Below are 16,033 nucleotides of genomic sequence, written 5' to 3' on the forward strand. Positions count from 1 at the left end.
GGTTTCCTCAGAAGCGGATCGGTTCCTGGTAGCGGCCGAAGACCTTCACCAGCTCGCGGGTGATCTCGCCGACGCTGGCATAGGCCTTGACCGCGTCGACGATCGCCGGCATCACGTTGGCGCCGTCGCGGGCATCGGCGCCGACGCGGGCGAGCGCGCGCGCCACCGCGTCGGCGTCGCGCTCGGCGCGGACCTGGGCCAGGCTGGCGATCTGGGCGCGGGCGTCGTCTTCGTTGTAGGGGTGGAATTCGACCGGGTGCTCGTCCTCGTGCTCGTTGCGGTAGCAGTTGACGCCGACCTTGGGGAAGGCGCCCGACTCGATGTTCTGCTGCATCCGGTAGGCCTGGGCGGAGACCTTGGCCTGGATCGCCCCTTCCGAGATCAGCTTGACGATGCCGCCTTCGGCATCGGTCTCGGCGATGATTTCCTCCATCTTCGCGCGCATCTGGTTGGTCATCGTCTCGACGTACCAGGAGCCGCCGAGCGGGTCGACGGTCTCGGTCAGCCCCATCTCCTCGATCAGGATCTGCATGGTGCGCAGCGAGATCCGTGCCGAATACTCGGTAGGAATGGTGTAGGCCTCGTCGTAGGAGCACAGCGCCATCGTCTGGGTGCCCGACAGGGCGCTGATCAGGGCGTAGTAGGCGCCGCGCACGATGTTCAGCTCGGGCTGCTCGAAGGTCAGCCCGCCGCCGCCGCCGGCGGCGATCATGCGCAGCCACATCGAGCCCGGGCTCTCCGCCTTGTATTCCTCCTTCATGATCTTGGCCCACAGGCTGCGCCCGGCGCGGAACTTCGCCACCTGCTCGAAGAGGTTGCCGAAGATGTTGAAGTTGTAGGACAGGCGGCCGGCGAACTCGTCGACGTGGAGGCCGCGCCGGATCGCCTCGTCGGCGTAGGCGCGGGCGATGCAGAACGCGTAGGCCATCTCCTGCGCCGGGGTCGCCCCCGATTCGCGGATGTGATAGCCGCAGACCGACACCGGGCTGTACTTGGGGGCGTGGCGGGCACAGTACTCGATGGTGTCGCCGACCAGCCGGATCGAGGGCTCGACCGGGAAGATCCAGGTGCCGCGGCCGATGAATTCCTTGAGGATGTCGTTCTGCGCGGTGCCGCGCAGTTTGGTGACGTCATAGCCGCGCTTTTCCGCCATCGCCAGGTACATCGCGATCGCGATCGCCGCGGCGCCGTTGATCGTCATCGACACGGTGATCTTGTCGAGGTCGATGCCGTCGAAGGCGAGCTCGAAGTCGCGCAAGGTGTCGATCGACATGCCGACGCGGCCGATCTCGCCTTCGGCGAGCGGATCGTCCGAGTCGAGGCCGATCTGGGTGGGCAGGTCGAAGGCGACGTTGAGCCCGGTCTGGCCGTTGGCGATCAGGTACTTGAAGCGCTGGTTGGTGTCGCGCGGATTGCCGAAGCCGGCGTACTGGCGCATCGTCCATGGCTGCTTGCGGTACATCAGGCGGTGGATGCCGCGGGTGAAGGGGTATTCGCCGGGGGCGCCGATCATCGCCTCGCCGCCGCTGGCGTCGACGTCGGCCCGGGTGTACAGCGGCTTCACTTCGAGGCCGGACTCGTTGATCACGGCTTTCGGTTCGACTGGGGCGCGGTCGTTCATGGGGCGTTCTCCCGGATGTAGGACACCACCGCCTCGAGCCGCGAACCGGTGGGAAAGATGCCCGCGAAGCCCAGTTCGCGCAGGGCGCCGTGGTCCTGGGCGGGCAGGTTGCCGCCGATCATCCACAGCTTGTCGGTGAGGCCGCCGGCTTCGAGCAGGGGCTTGAGCTTGCGGCAGAAGGGCAGGTGCGAGCCGGCCATGCTCGAGAGCGCGACGACGTCGACGTCCTCGTCGAGGGCGATGCGGGCGACCGCCTCCGGGGTCTGGCGCAGGCCGGTGTAGATGACCTCGAAGCCGGCGTCCATCATCGCGCGGGCGACGATCTTGGCGCCCTGGTCGTGGCCGTCGAGGCCGGGCTTGGCGAGCAGGACGCGGATCCGGCGTGCCGGCATCGCCGGGGTCGGTGAGCTCATGCGCTGACCTCCTTTGCAATGATGAGCTTGAGAATTTCGCTGGTGCCGCCACCGATCAGGGTGAAGCGGATGTCGCGCAGGTAACGCTGCACCGGGTACTCCATCGCGTAGCCGTAGGAGGCGAACACGCGCGCGGCCTGGTCGCACACGGTGGCCGCGGTCTCGGTGGCGAACAGCTTCGCCATCGCCGCCTCCTTGTGGTGGGGGCGGCCGGCGCCGTGCAGCCAGGCGGCATAGTGGACGAGGTGGGTGGCGGCCTCGAGGCTGGTCGCCATCTCGGCGAGCTTGAGCTGGATCGCCTGGAAGCGGTCGATCGGCTTGCCGAACTGGACGCGCTCGCCGGCGTAGCGCACCGCCTCGGCGAGTGCGGCGCGCGCGCCGCCGAGCGCCATCGCGCCGGTGAGGATGCGGATCTCGGCGAGAGTCTTCCTGAGGTGGGCTTCGCCGTCGCCTTCCTCCTTCGACAGGCGGTGGCTGTCGGGCACGAAGCAGTCGTCGAAGGCGAGCTCGGAAGTCGGCAGCGCCCACACGCCCATCTTGTGGATCGCGCGCCCGATGACGAGGCCGGGGAAGTCCTTCTCGACGAGGAAGATCGTCAGCTTTTTCTCCTCGCCGGCGCGCGCGAACACGGTGAAGAAATCGGCCACCGGGGCAGCGGTGATCCAGGTCTTGCGCCCGTTGAGGACGTAGCCGCCGTCGACCTTGCGGGCCTGGGTGGCGATGCCCGCGAGGTCGGAGCCGGCGCCCGGTTCGGTCATGCAGATCGCGCCGATCTTGTCGCCGGCGAGGGCGGGCTTGAACAGGCGCTCGATGATGTCGGGGCTGCCGAGTATGTGGAGGAACTTCGTGCCCATCAGCGACTGCATCGCCGCCGCCCCGGCGAGCGACATCGAGCCGCGCGCGATCTCGGCGAGGGCGAGGCAGTACTCGGTGAGGCCGAGTCCGCTGCCGCCGGCCTCCTCCGGGTAGCGCATGCCGACAAAGCCGAGCGCGGCCAGTTCGCGCATCAGCGCGCGGGGATAGGCGCGGGCCTCGTCGAGGGCGGCGGCCTGGGGGGCGATGCGCGTGTCGCAAAAGCGCGCGAAGGTGTCGCGGATGGCCTGCTGTTCTTCGTTCAGATCGAAGTCCATGGTCAGGCCGCCTGCTCCGGTTCATAGCCGTACAGGGTGCGCGCCGCCGCGGCCGAGATCACGCCGTTGCGGACCTCCTCGGCGAGCGCCTTGCGGCTGCGTCGCTTCGGGTCGCCGTAGCCGCCGCCGCCGCTGGCGACCTGGTGGTAGATCGTGCCCTTGGGCACGCCGGTGATCAGGTCCTTGTTCTTCGGCACCACGACGGTGCCATCGGGGTAGTGCAGGCGGATGAAGTTGAGCCCGCCCTCACCGCCGCCGAAGAGGCCGAACGCGGGCTCGAAATCGCCGTCGCCGAAGGTCACCAGCTGGGTGTCGTCGGAGCCGATCTCGAAGATCGTCTCCACCCCGAGCCCGCCGCGCCACTGGCCGGCGCCGGCCGAGTCGGTCAGCAGTTCGTGGCGGATCAGGCGGTGCGGGGTCTGCTGCTCGAACATCTCGTAGTCCTGGTCGAGCACCCCGCCGGAGGCGTCGATCATGCCGATGTGGTCGTAGCCGTCGGTGCCGCGCATCGCCCCCGAGCCGCCCTTCAGGCCCATGAAGCCGATGTCGACGTAGGCCTCGTTGTTCTTCGGGTCGATGCCGGTGGTGAGCGAGCACAGCAGGTTGTTCCAGCCCGCGGTGACGCGGTCGGGCATCACCGGCGCGAGTGCGCGCTGGATGGCGTCGGCGTTGGGCGGGCAGAGGTGGTTGCCGAAGGTGGTGGCTTTCGGATAGGAGGCGTTGAGCAGGGTGCCTTCGGGGATCACGATCTCGATCGGCTGGACCATGCCCTCGTTGTGCGGGATGTCGGGATTGACCATCTGCAGCAAGGTGAGGATGGTGGCCGAGGCGCTGGAGGTGAAGGTGCCGTTGACGAAGCCGTTGGTCTGCGGGTCGGTGCGCGAATAGTCGAAGCGGATCGAGCGGTCGGCGACCTCGATGTCGACGCGGATGGTGAACTTGCTGCCTTCATGGCGGCCGTCGTAGTAGACGTAGCCCTCTCCCGAATAGCGGCCGTTGGGAATCTTGGCGATCTCCGCTTCCATCATCCGCCGGGTGGCATCGAACAGCGCGCTCTTGTGCGCTTCGTAGCTCGCCACCCCGTACTTGCCGAGCAGCTCGAGCAGGCGGCGCTCGCCGACCGTGCACGCGCCCATCTCGGCCTTCATGTCGTGCTGCACGATGTCGAGGCGGATGTTGGCGAAGATCAGGTTCCACACGTCCTTGCGCAGCTTGCCCTTCTCCACCACCTTGACCGGCGGGATGCGCAGCGCCTCCTGCCACACTTCGACCGCGTTCGGGTTGTAGCCGCCGCGCACGTTGCCGCCGATGTCGGCCTGGTGGCCCTTGACCGCGGTCCACGCGACCAGCCGGCCTTCGAAGAAGATCGGCTTGAACACCGCGACGTCGTTGTTCTGGTTGCCCAGGCTGAAGACGTCGTTGTGGAAGATGACGTCGCCCGGGTGGAGGTCGTCGCCGAAGTAGTCCTTGATGTACTTGCACACCGGCGCCAGCGAGAACGCGAGGATGGGCAGGTTCTCGGTCTGCTCGAGCATGTTGCCGTCGCCGTCGTAGAGGCCGGTGACGTAGTCCTTGGCCTCGCACAGGATCGGCGAGCGGGTGGTCTGCTCCATCGAGATGCTCATCTCGTCGGTGATCGACTTGAAGGTCCGCGCATAGACCGAGAGCAGGATCGGATCGATTGCGGCGCGCTGTTCGGGGGTGCTCATGCCACGGCCTCCTTCTGTTCGCGGATGCAGGACTGGACGAGATCTTCGCGGCCTTTGCGGTAGAGCGAGAAGGAGCCGAGCGCGTCGATGACGCAGTCGTAGGCGGCGCTGACGAAGATCGCCGTCGTCTCCTGCTCGATCATCGCCGGGCCGGTGATGCGGTTGCCGAAACGCAGGCGGTGGCCGTCGTAGACCGGCACAGTGTCGAAGCCGCGGCTCTCCGGGATGTACACCGGGCGTTCGCCCTTGCGCGCGTGGCCGGCGTCTTCGCCGCCCCAGGCCTTCTCGTGCGCCTGCGGCTTGTCGGTGAGGCCGATCGCCTGCACGCGCACGTTGATGATTTCCACCGGAGTGTGCTCCTGGGCGAGCTCGTAGCCGTAGAGCCGGTTGTGCTCGGCGTGGAAGGCGGCGGCGATGGCGGCGAGGTCGTGGCGCTCGAGGTGCTCGCGCGCGACCGCGAACGAGACTTCGTGGTACTGCTTGACGTAGCGGCAGTCGAACTTGATCTCGAAGCGGCGGCGCGCCGGCGGGATGCGTTCGGCGTCGAGCTGGGCGGCGCCCTCGGCGGCCATGTCGTCGATCGCGGCGTCGAGGCGGGCCCAGTCGACGGCGTCGAGGCGGGAGACGAAGGTGCGCACGAAGTCGTGCTTGAGCTCGCTCATCAGCATGCCGAAGGCGCACAGCACGGATGACTCGCGCGGCACGATCTGGAGCGGGATCTCGAGCTCGTCGCAGATCAGGCAGGAGTGGATCGGGCCGGCGCCGCCGGCGGGAATGAGCGGGAACTCGCGCGGATCGAAGCCGCGCTTGATGGTGACCTCGCGCACCCCCTGCGCCATGCTGTTGCACGCCACCCGGTACATGCCGGCGGCGGCGTCCTCGATGGACAGTCCGAGCGGGCGGGCGATGTGCTCCTCGATCGCGCGGCGCGCGGCGTCGAGGTCGAGCTTCATCTTGCCGCCGGCGAAGAACTCGGGGTCGAGGTAGCCGAGCACGACGTTGGCGTCGGTGGTCGCGGGCAGGGTGCCGCCGCGGCCGTAGCAGGCCGGCCCCGGATCGGCGCCGGCGCTTTGCGGCCCCATGCGCAGCAGGCCGCCTTCGTCGATCCAGCCGATCGAGCCGCCGCCGGCGCCGATGGTGTGGATGTCGAGCATCGGCAGCGCGATCTTGTAGCGGGCGATCTCGCCGTCGTTCTTGAGCATCGGCGTGCCGACCGCGATCGAGGTCTCGAAGCTGGTCCCGCCCATGTCGGTGACGATGCACTTGTCCTGGCCATGGGGGCGCACGTAGAACAGCCCGGCGCCGGGGCCGCCGGCCGGCCCGGAGAGCAGGGTGAGGGCGGCGCGCTCGCGGGCGAGCTGGGGCGAGATCACGCCGCCGTTGGACTGCATGATCAGCAGCAGGCCGCCGAAGCCGATGCCTTTCAGGCGGCCGACGAGCTGGTCGAGGTAGTGGTTGAGCTTGGGGCCGACGTAGGCGTTGAGCGCGGTGGTGCTCAGGCGCTCGTAGAAGCGGATCGAAGGCAGCAGATCGGTCGACACCGACAGGTGGGCGCCGGGCAGGGCACGGCGCACGCGCTCGGCGGCGGCACGTTCGTGGGCCGGATTGGCGAACGAGTTCATGAAGCAGATCGCCACCGCGTCGACCTTCTCGTCGCCCAGCAGCGCGATCGCCGCGTCCAGTTCGGCCTCGTCGAGGGGGGCGATTTCGTTGCCGTCGCGGTCGAGGCGGCCGCCGATGCCCTGGCGCAGGTAGCGCGGCACCAGCGGTTTGACGTTGGTGTAGCGGTTGTTGTACTGCTCCTCGCGGATGCCGCGGCGCATCTCGAGGGCGTCGCGCACGCCGGCGGTGGTCAGCAGGCCGCATTTCGCCCCGGTGCCGGTGAGGGTGGCGTTGGTCGTCACCGTGGTGCCGTGCACGATGGTGTCGATGCGCGCGGCCAGCGCCTCCAGCGTCAGTGGCGGGTCCATGCTCGCGGCGATTTCGGCGAGGCCGTTCACGACGGCGATCGACGGATCCGCAGGTGTCGACAAGGTCTTGAATATCGCCGGCTCGGCCGTGCCGTGGATCACGACAAAGTCCGTGAACGTGCCGCCGACGTCGATCCCGATCTTCAGCGTCATTGGATGTGCTCCAGGTGGGACGGCCGTGCGACCAGCCGGCGCACGTCGTCTTTGCGGATCTTGCCCAGGGCGGTGCGCGGCAGCTGGTCGGTAAACACCACCTCCTTGGGAAGCTTGTAGCGGGCGATGCGTCCTTCGAGAATCTGCAGGACCTGCGCCGCGTTCAGTTCGTGGCCTTCGGCGACGACCACGACGGCGACGACGATCTCGCCCCAGCGCGGATGGGGGCGGCCAACGACGGTGACTTCGGCGATCTGCGGGGCTTCGGCGAGCACCGCTTCGATTTCGGCGGGATAGATGTTCTCGCCGCCGGAAATGATCAGGTCCTTCTTGCGGCCGTCGATGTAGAGATAGCCTTCGTCGTCCTGGTGGCCCATGTCGCCGCTGCGGAACCAGCCGTCGACAAAGGCGGCGGCGGTGCCGTGCGGGTCGTTCCAGTAGCCGCTCATCACGTTCGGGCCCTGGACCAGGATCTCGCCGGTCACGCCCGCGGGGACGTCGTGCCCGGCGCCGTCGATGAGGCGGATGCGGGTGTAGCGCGCGGCGCGGCCGGTGGAGGCAGGCTTGCGGGCGACGTCCTCGGGGCGCAGGCAGGCGGCGATCGGACAGGTTTCGGTGGCGCCGTAGATCGACACCAGCGGGATGCCGCGCTCGAGCAGGGCGTGGACCAGGCGCTCGGGGACGATCGTCGAGCCGGTGGAGATCATGCGCAGGCTGGAGAGGTCGGCGTCGGCCCAGCGCGGATGGGCGAGCATCATCTCGATCTGGGTGGGGACGAGCACGGTGAGGGTGATGCGCTCGCGCTCGATCGCATCGAACGTGGCATCGGCGTCGAACTTGGGCTGCAGCACCACGGTGGCGCCGACCGACAGCGCCGGGGTGGTCTGGTTGTTGAGGCCGCCGACGTGGAACAGGGGCAGGTTGACGAGGACGCGGTCGCTGGCGGTCAGACCGTGCAGGTCGATGCTGTTGGCCGCGTTCCAGATCAGGGCGTCCTGGCTCAGCAGCACGCCGCGGGGCTTGCCCGTCGACCCCGAGGTGTAGCAGATCAGCAGCGGCGTCGCGGTGTCATCGCCGGCCGGGGGCGTGGTGCGGCCTTCGGCGCGGGCGAGGAAGGCTTCGAGCCCGATCCAGCCCGCGGGCAGCGGGCCCAGCGCCACCAGGGTGGCGTCGGGGAGCGTTCGCCGGAGGTCGTCGATCGCGTCGGCGAACGGACTTTCCGCGATCAGCACCGCCGGTGGGCAGTCCTCGAGCAGGCGGCGGTGCTCGGCGCCGGCCAGGCGCCAGTTCATCGGCATGAACAGGGCGCCCAGGCGGGCGCAGGCGAACAGCGCGACGAGCGTCTCCGGACGGTTGTGACCGAGATAGGCGACGCACTTGCCGTGCCCGCTGCCGGTGGCGTCGAGCGCCGCGGCGAAGCGCTCGATCCGTGCGGCGAACTGTGCATAGTTCAGGTCCTGCCCGCCGAAGCGGAGCGCGACCTTGCCGGGCGTCGCTGCGGCGTGACGCGCAATCCACTGCCAGAGCCCCATGCTCCTCCTCCTTTGTCGTCAGCTGCGTCCGGCGTCTGTCGCGCCGTGTACGCTTCAAGCGGTTGTCGATCTTCGGGGCGTTCCCCCGCGGTGGGCGTTGCACACGCCTCTTCCGGCCAGCGGTCGCGGGGTGAGGGACTGCAGTTCAGGCGTGGGCATCTCCCACTTCGAGGACGACGGCCATCGCCGTGTCGCCGGCGGCGCAGCCGGAAAACAGGCCGAAACCGCCGCCGCGCAGCGCGAGTTCCTCGATCAGCTCGATGATCGCGCGCGTCCCCATCGGCGCCTGCGGATGGCCCCAGACCAGGGAACAGCCGTAGTTGTTCATGCGCATCAGGTCGGCGCCGGTTTCACGGGCGAACACCAGGTCGTTGACCGCGAACGGGTTGTGGGTCTTCACCGCGTCGATGTCGGCGATCCCACGGCCGGCCTGGGCGAGGGCGTTGCGGGCCGCCGGGATGGTCGCCTCGGGCATGTAGGCGAGCTCCGCCCGGGCGAGGCCGAAGCCGTGCAGGCGCACCGCGATCGCCGGGTCGCGGGACAGCTCGCGTGCGCGCTCGGGGGTCGTGACGAGGATCGCGGCGTTGCCGTCGGCCGGGTGGGTCTGGCCGCCGTAGGTGATCGTTCCGCCGGCCGCGACCGGTTTCAGCCGGGCCAGGCTTTCGGCGCTCGAGCGCACCACCCCTTCGTCGCCGTCGAGGGTGGCGACGGTCTTGCGGAAATCGGCGCTCGGTACGTCGAACGGCAGGCTCATGAAGCGCTTCAGGAAGGCCGCGTCGTTTTCCAGCGCCTGCGCGTACTGTTGTTCGCGGCGAAGCACGATTTCGTGCTGCTGCGCGGTCGTCACGCCGTGCCGGGCGGCGACGTTTTCGGCGGTCTGCAGCATCGAATGGCCGCCGAGGGGGTCGCAGCCGAAGTTGTCCATGACCCAGTTTTCGGCGCTGCCGGTGCCGCCGGGCGCGCGCGGGTTCGGGTAGTACAGGTGGGGGCCGTTGGAGGTGCGGTCGCAGTTGATCGCGAGCGCGACGCTGGCCAGGCCGGCGTCGACTTCCTGGACCGCGGCGAGCAGGGTGCGCACCCCGGTGGCGCAGGCCTGCATCATCGTCGGCCCGCCCGCGCGGGGTGCGCCGATCAGCCCGGTGAGCCAGGGCAGGCCGTAGAAGGCGTGCTTTTGCGGCACCGAGAAACCGAGCACGCCGTAGTCCAGGATCGCCGGGTCGATGTTCCGGCGGCCGAGCTCGTGGCGCGCCACGTGGGCGGCAAACTCGATGCTGTGCAGGTTGGAAAAGCTGCCTTGCCAGCGCGCGAAGGGGGTGCTCCAGTAGGCGCCGTAGGGAATTTCTGCGCTGTACTTCATGGGGAAACTCCGGGATCCGTTCTGGTGGTGAGCACGGCGGGCCAGCTGTCGTCCAGGCCTACGGCGTGGATGAATGCGACCCGGGCCTGGCCGAGGTGTTCGAGCATCGCCGCTGCGGCGAGCTCGCCGTCCCCGGTCCCCAGCGCGGCAGCGAGCCGCCCCAGGCCATGCAGCACGATCTTGCGGGTGGCGTAGTCGTCGAGCGTCAGGCGGCGGATCCGCTGCATGTGATCCGCATACTGCTCGATGATGTGGACGAGGCGGGGGTTGGGCACCAGCGCCAGCCAGGCGGCGCGGAAGCGGATGTTGGCGCCGCGGAAGGCATCGGCGTCGCCCTGTTCGTGGGCGCGCGTCGCGGCCTGCAACGCCTCGTCGAGCGGGCGGCGCACTTCGGCCGAAGTGGTGAAGCGGGCGACGTGGCGGATCGCCGCAGGCTCGACCAGGGAACGGATCTCATAGATGTCGTTGACGTCGTCCAGGGTCAGCTCGGGGACGATGAAGCTGCGCCCGTCGGAAGCGAGCAGGCCTTCGCTCGACAGGCGGCGCAACGCTTCGCGTACCGGCGTGCGGGACACGCCGAGCTGCTCGGCGAGCTGCACTTCCTGCAGGGGCTGGCCGCCGGCGATCAAGCCGTCGCGGATGGAGGCGCGCAGCTTGTGATAGACCTGCTCGCCGAGGGCGAGCGGCCGTTCTATGGGCTTGAGAGGGGAGAGCGTCGAAGCCATCGGGGAAGCCTTGTGGAGCCGGATCAGGTGAGCGGAAATCGTTGATGAATACTGTATACAGTATTTTTTGCGATGTAAACCGTTCGATCGGCACTCCGCAGTGCGCTGGGCGGGCCGTGCACGGCCGCCGGACCTGCGCTGTGCAGGACAGGACGCAGCGCTGGTCTCAGCGCCGGCGGAGCCTGGCGTTCATGTGCCTGCGCCGGGCGGGGGGGCGGGTTCTTCTTTCCAGCGCTTCATCAACGGGTGTTCGATGTCGAACAGATCGAGCGCCTTGCCTACGCTGTGATCGACGATGTCGCCGAGGCTTTGCGGCTTGCTGTAGAACGCAGGCACCGGGGGCAGGATCACGGCCCCGTAGCGGGCCGCCCGGGCCATCATTTCGAGGTGTCCGAGGTGCAGGGGCGTCTCCCGCACCATCAGCACCAGGGGGCGGCGCTCTTTGAGGCAGACATCGGCGGCGCGTGTCAGGAGGTTGTCGTTGTAGGAATGGACGATGCCCGACAGGGTCTTGATCGAGCACGGCGCAACCAGCATTCCCGCGGTGCGGAACGAGCCGCTGGCGATCGAGGCGCCGATGTCGCCGTGGGGGTGGAGCACATCGGCCAGGGCCTCGACCTGCGCCACCGTCCACTCGGTCTCCTCGACGACGGTCCGCTTCGCCGAAGGGGAGAAGATCAGATGGGTTTCGATGTCCGCCATCGCCTTCAAGGCCTGCAGCGCCCGGATGCCGTAGATGACGCCCGACGCGCCGGAAATGCCGATGATGATCCGCTTCATGTGTGTTCTCCGGCCATGGCCCATTCTAATATGGGCAATGCGCGTTGCGCGGTGGTGGGCGGGGCATTCCCGGGTTGACTGGTCATCGTCGCGGCGTATGCTTTCCAGGCTGTTGATGCGGCCTGCGGGGCGGCCCAATCCTGCGTTCCGGCCTCGCGCCGCGTCGTGCCCCGCACGTTGTCGAGCCACCAACGACCAGGAGACGATCGATGTGGAAAGCGCTGCACATTGATCCCGCCAAGTGCACCGGCTGTCTGCAATGCGAGATGGCCTGTTCCTACGAGCACACCGGGGTCATCAATCCCAGCAAGTCGCGCATCAAGGTGTTCAACTTCGAGCACGAAGGCCGCAAGGTGCCGTACACCTGCACCCAATGCACCGAGGCCTGGTGCCTGAATTCCTGTCCGGTCGATGCGATCCGGATCGACCTCGCGACCGGTGCGAAGATGGTGTTCGAGGACAGCTGCGTCGGCTGCAAGGTGTGCACGATCGCCTGTCCGTTCGGCACGATCAACTACAACCAGGACACCGGCAAGGTGCAGAAGTGCGACCTGTGCGAAGGCGATCCGGCCTGTGCGAAAGCCTGTCCGACCGCGGCGATCACCTATGTGGACGCCGACTGGACCGGTATCGAGCGCATGCGCGCCTGGGCCGCGAAGGCCAACACGCCGGCTTCGGCCGCTTCCTGAAGGAGGACGCGTCATGGGATGGAATCGCAAGATCCTGCGGGTGAACCTCACCGCCGGCAGCTGTACCGAAGAGCCGCTGAACATGCAGTGGGTGCAGGACTACCTCGGCTCGCGCGGCCTGGCCACCAAGTACCTGGTGTCCGAGATCGACCCTTGCGTCGATCCGCTGTCGCCCGCCAACAAGATGATCATGGCCACCGGCCCGCTGACCGGCACCATGGCCTCCACCGGCGGGCGCTACACCGTCGTCACCAAGGGGCCCCTGACCGGGGCGATCGCCTGTTCGAACTCGGGCGGTTTCTTCGGTGCCGAAATGAAGTTCGCCGGTTGGGACATGGTGATCTTTGAGGGCCGCTCGCCGAAGCCGGTCTGGCTCTACATCGAGAATGACCGGGCCGAGCTGCGCGATGCCGCCGGCCTGTGGGGCAAGAGCTGCTGGGAAACCGAAGAGCAGATCCGGCACGTGCTGCAGGACCCGCTGGTGCGTGTGTCCTCGATTGGCGTCGCCGGCGAGAACCAGGTGCTGTTCGCCTGCATCGTCAATGACCTGCACCGCGCTGCCGGACGCTCGGGGGTGGGCGCGGTGATGGGCTCGAAGAACCTGAAGGCGGTGGCGATCCGCGGCACCAAGGGGGTGGCGGGCATCCGGGACTTCGGCGCCTTCCTGCAGGCCACCACGGCGGCAAAGAAGGTCCTCGCCGACAACGCGGTCACCGGCCAGGGCCTGCCCAGGTACGGCACCCAGGTGCTGATGAACGTGATCAACGAGATCGGTGCGTTGCCCACGCGCAACCACCGTGACGTGCAGTTCGAGGACGCCTCGAAGATCTCCGCCGAGGCGATGCACGAGAAGCGCGAGTCCGACGGCAAGACCCACCTCGTCACCAACGCCGCCTGCTTCGGCTGCACGATCGCCTGCGGCCGCATCTCCGAGATCGACAAGGGCCACTTCACGGTCAAGAACAGCCCGAAGTACTGGGGGGCGTCGGGCGGCCTCGAGTACGAGGCGGCGTGGGCGCTCGGTGCGGCCAACGGCGTTGGCGACCTCGAGGCGCTGCAGTACGCCAACCTGATCTGCAACGAGCAGGGCATGGACCCGATCTCCTTCGGCGCCACCGTCGGCGCGGCGATGGAGCTCTACGAGATGGGCGTGCTCGACGACGCCCGGATCGGCCTGCCGGCCCCCTTCGGTTCCGCCGAAGCGTTGGCGAAGCTGGTTGAGATGACCGCGCTCGGCGAGGGCTTCGGCAAGGAGCTGGGGCTGGGCAGCAAGCGCCTGTGCGAGAAGTACGGCCACCCCGAGCTGTCGATGAGCGTGAAGGGGCAGGAATTCCCCGCCTACGACGCGCGCGGCATCCAGGGCATGGGCCTCGCCTACGCCACCTCGAACCGCGGCGCCTGCCACCTGCGCGGTTATACCGTGGCCTCCGAAGTGATGGGCATTCCGCTCAAGACCGACCCCCACGTCACCGAAGGCAAGGCCGAGCTGGTGAAGGCCTTCCAGGATGCGACCGCGGTGTTCGACTCGGCCGGCATCTGCGTGTTCACCAGCTTCGCGTGGACCCTGGCCGACGTGCAGCCGCAGATCGCGGCGGCGTGCGAGGGCGACTGGAGCATGGACAAGCTCAACGCGGTCGGCGAGCGCATCTGGAACCTGGAGCGCCAGTTCAACAACGCCGCCGGTCTCACCGCCAAGGATGACACCCTGCCGCCGCGCCTGACCCGGGAGCCGGCCAGGACCGGGCCGGCGAAGGGGATGGTGAACCAGCTCGACAAGATGCTGCCACAGTACTACCAGGTGCGCGGGTGGACGCCGGACGGCGTGCCCACCGCGCAGACCCTGCAGCGCCTCGGCCTGTAGGCCGGCGATCAGCGGCGTGCGGCTCGCCCCCGTCCGTGCGGACGGGCGTGCGCGCCTTTCGAGGATTCGCGCATGAAACACCTGATTCTGGGCAACGGCCCCGCCGGGGTGGTCGCCGCCGAGACCCTGCGCCGCGCCGCGCCGCAAGACGACATCGTGCTCGTCGGCAAGGAGGACGCGCCGCCGTACTCGCGCATGGCGATTCCCTACCTGCTCGAAGGCAACATCGACGAGTCGGGTACCTGGCTGCGCAAGGACGCCGGTCATTTCGAGCGCCTGCGCATCGGCGAGCTGCGCGGCCGTGCGGTGGCGCTCGACACCGACAAGCGCCGCGTGCTGTTCGACGACGGCCGCATCGAGCCCTACGACCGTCTCCTGATCGCCACCGGCTCGTACCCGCTGCGCCCGCCGGTCCCCGGCGTGGACCTGGCCGAGGTGCACACCTGCTGGACGCTCGCCGATGCGCGTGCGATCGCCGCGCTGGCCCGGCCCGGCGCACGTGTGCTGCAACTGGGCGCCGGCTTTATCGGCTGCATCATCATGGAGGCGCTCGCCAGGCGCGGCGTCGAGCTCACCGTGGTTGAAATGGGCGACCGCATGGTGCCGCGGATGATGACGCCCACGGCCGGGGCCATGATCAAGCGCTGGGTCGAGGACAAGGGCATCCGCGTCGTCACCTCCGCCGGCGTGCAGCGCATCGAGCGCGGCGGGGAGGCGGGCAGCGAGGCGCCGCTGGTGGTGACGCTGTCGACCGGCGAGCACCTCGACTGTGACCTCGTCATCGTCGCCGCCGGCGTGGCGCCCAACATCGGCTTTCTCGACGGCACGGCGGTGCAGGTCGCCAAGGGCGTGCTGGTGGACGCGCGCATGCAGACGAGCGTGCCCGGGATCTTCGCCGCCGGCGACGTCGCCGAGGCGCCCGACCTCTTCACCGGCGCCTATCTGGTGGCGGCGATCCAGCCCAACGCCGCCGACCAGGCGCGCATCGCGGCGCTCAACATGGCGCGTGGCGAGGCCGGCGAGACGCGCCTGAGCGGGGTGCTGGCGATCAACGTGCTCGACACCCTGGGCCTGATCTCCTCGTCCTTCGGCCAGTGGTGGGGGGAGAAGCCGGAAGAGGGCGGCGCGGGTGTCGAGCTGGTCGATGAGGCGCGCTACCGTTATCTGAGCCTCCAGTTCAAGGACGACGTGCTGATCGGCGCGACCTCGATCGGGCTCACCGAGCACGTCGGCGCGCTGCGCGGCCTGATCCACGGCAAGGTCCGGCTCGGTGCGTGGAAGGAGAGGCTGCTGGGCGCACCGCTGGCATTCGTCGACGCCTACGTGGCCTGCAGCCAGCAGCCGATGGCGCTGGCGCGCTGAACATGGGGACGGGCATGAAAGGTGCCAGCGCGGGCGGAACGCGGTGCGCGCGGACCGTCCGCGGCCGGCCGGTGAGCGGGAGGGCGGGATGACGATCCGGGTCGCATTGAAACTGTTCGCCTCGCTCGCCGACTACCTGCCTGCCGGCCACCGCGGCAACCGCCTCGAACTCGACGTCGATCAGGGCACCACCGTGGCGGACATGCTGCAGCGCTATCGCGTGCCCGAGCGCAGCGCCCACCTGGTGCTCGTCAATGGGCTCTACGTGGCCCCTGCCGCGCGCGCCGCGCGGCGCCTGGAGGACGGCGACGAGCTGGCCGCCTGGCCGCCGATCGCGGGTGGCTGAGGCGGTGGTCTTTCCCGCCGGCCTGGTGCCGGAATCCTTCGAGCGCCTGGTGAGCGCCACCGCCGCCGGCTTCGAGCGCGACCTGCGCATGGCCTGGCCGGCGCTCGAGGGCGGTGCGGCGCAGGGCCGCTTCCGCCTGCGGGAGGGAGAACTGGTGCTGGAGATCGAGGTGGAGGCGGCGGGCGTGCGCCGACTGGGGCAGCTTGAGCTGCCCCAACTGCACGTTCGCTATCACTTTGCTGCTCCGGGTGCCGAACCGGCGCGGCGTGCCCTGCTGGCCCGTCTCGATGGTGCGATGCGCAAAGGCGGTGGCTAGCCCGCTTTGACAGAGTAGATTTCCGTGGATGGTGTAATTGTTGCGTAACGCGCGCTGCATAGGATGGAC

14 protein-coding genes and 1 pseudogene are annotated in these 16,033 nt (G+C 68.7%); 5 read left to right on the forward strand and 10 right to left on the reverse strand.

Features of this window, described 5'->3' with window-relative positions:
* Nucleotides 1-7: 7 nt before the first annotated feature.
* The 10 genes and pseudogenes from Tchl_RS09515 to Tchl_RS09555 form a co-directional block, all read right to left on the reverse strand.
* Nucleotides 8-1,621 (reverse strand): acyl-CoA mutase large subunit family protein, encoded by a 1,614-nt coding sequence (locus tag Tchl_RS09515; RefSeq protein WP_075148187.1) that lies wholly within the window; start codon nt 1,619-1,621, stop codon nt 8-10.
* Nucleotides 1,618-2,034: a cobalamin B12-binding domain-containing protein gene (locus Tchl_RS09520; protein WP_083945208.1), complete on the reverse strand. Its 417-nt coding sequence runs from the start codon at nt 2,032-2,034 to the stop codon at nt 1,618-1,620. The genes Tchl_RS09515 and Tchl_RS09520 overlap by 4 nt, the downstream gene beginning before the upstream one ends.
* Entirely contained in the window at nt 2,031-3,164 is a 1,134-nt protein-coding gene (gene iaaF, locus Tchl_RS09525; RefSeq protein WP_075148188.1) for a benzylmalonyl-CoA dehydrogenase, read from the reverse strand. Before iaaF ends, Tchl_RS09520 begins: the two co-directional genes overlap by 4 nt.
* Before the next feature lie 2 nt (nt 3,165-3,166).
* A complete protein-coding gene (locus Tchl_RS09530) occupies nt 3,167-4,873 on the reverse strand; it encodes a hydantoinase B/oxoprolinase family protein (protein ID WP_075148189.1) in 1,707 nt (568 codons plus the stop codon).
* Entirely contained in the window at nt 4,870-6,996 is a 2,127-nt protein-coding gene (locus tag Tchl_RS09535; RefSeq protein WP_075148190.1) for a hydantoinase/oxoprolinase family protein, read from the reverse strand. The genes Tchl_RS09530 and Tchl_RS09535 overlap by 4 nt, the downstream gene beginning before the upstream one ends.
* Nucleotides 6,993-8,528 (reverse strand): acyl-CoA synthetase, encoded by a 1,536-nt coding sequence (locus Tchl_RS09540; protein WP_075148191.1) that lies wholly within the window; start codon nt 8,526-8,528, stop codon nt 6,993-6,995. The genes Tchl_RS09535 and Tchl_RS09540 overlap by 4 nt, the downstream gene beginning before the upstream one ends.
* Nucleotides 8,529-8,673: 145 nt before the next feature.
* The gene (locus Tchl_RS18385) at nt 8,674-9,048 is read right to left on the reverse strand and encodes a hypothetical protein (RefSeq protein ID WP_408646134.1); all 375 of its coding nucleotides are present in this window, start codon (nt 9,046-9,048) and stop codon (nt 8,674-8,676) included.
* A gap of 102 nt (nt 9,049-9,150) precedes the next feature.
* Nucleotides 9,151-9,885 (reverse strand): annotated as a pseudogene (locus Tchl_RS18390) (thiolase family protein); the annotation flags it as partial.
* Nucleotides 9,882-10,610 (reverse strand): GntR family transcriptional regulator, encoded by a 729-nt coding sequence (locus tag Tchl_RS09550; protein ID WP_075148193.1) that lies wholly within the window; start codon nt 10,608-10,610, stop codon nt 9,882-9,884. The gene Tchl_RS09550 and the pseudogene Tchl_RS18390, both read right to left, overlap by 4 nt.
* A gap of 189 nt (nt 10,611-10,799) precedes the next feature.
* Nucleotides 10,800-11,390: a UbiX family flavin prenyltransferase gene (locus tag Tchl_RS09555; protein ID WP_075148194.1), complete on the reverse strand. Its 591-nt coding sequence runs from the start codon at nt 11,388-11,390 to the stop codon at nt 10,800-10,802.
* A 209-nt stretch (nt 11,391-11,599) separates the two neighbouring features.
* Between Tchl_RS09555 and Tchl_RS09560 the strand changes: the two genes are divergently transcribed.
* The 5 genes from Tchl_RS09560 to Tchl_RS09580 all read left to right on the forward strand — a co-directional run bounded on the left by Tchl_RS09560 (nt 11,600) and on the right by Tchl_RS09580 (nt 15,964).
* Nucleotides 11,600-12,079: a 4Fe-4S dicluster domain-containing protein gene (locus Tchl_RS09560; RefSeq protein WP_075148195.1), complete on the forward strand. Its 480-nt coding sequence runs from the start codon at nt 11,600-11,602 to the stop codon at nt 12,077-12,079.
* Nucleotides 12,080-12,092: 13 nt separating this feature from the next.
* Nucleotides 12,093-13,940: an aldehyde ferredoxin oxidoreductase family protein gene (locus Tchl_RS09565; RefSeq protein ID WP_075148196.1), complete on the forward strand. Its 1,848-nt coding sequence runs from the start codon at nt 12,093-12,095 to the stop codon at nt 13,938-13,940.
* Between the two features lie 72 nt (nt 13,941-14,012).
* A complete protein-coding gene (locus Tchl_RS09570; protein ID WP_075148197.1) occupies nt 14,013-15,302 on the forward strand; it encodes an NAD(P)/FAD-dependent oxidoreductase in 1,290 nt (429 codons plus the stop codon).
* Nucleotides 15,303-15,390: 88 nt separating this feature from the next.
* Nucleotides 15,391-15,648: a MoaD/ThiS family protein gene (locus tag Tchl_RS09575; RefSeq protein ID WP_075148198.1), complete on the forward strand. Its 258-nt coding sequence runs from the start codon at nt 15,391-15,393 to the stop codon at nt 15,646-15,648.
* On the forward strand, nt 15,641-15,964 hold the full coding sequence (locus Tchl_RS09580; protein WP_327360101.1) for a hypothetical protein: 324 nt from the start codon (nt 15,641-15,643) through the stop codon (nt 15,962-15,964). The genes Tchl_RS09575 and Tchl_RS09580 overlap by 8 nt, the downstream gene beginning before the upstream one ends.
* Nucleotides 15,965-16,033: the final 69 nt, after the last annotated feature.

Source organism: Thauera chlorobenzoica (assembly GCF_001922305.1).
In the GTDB taxonomy this organism is placed as follows: domain Bacteria; phylum Pseudomonadota; class Gammaproteobacteria; order Burkholderiales; family Rhodocyclaceae; genus Thauera; species Thauera chlorobenzoica.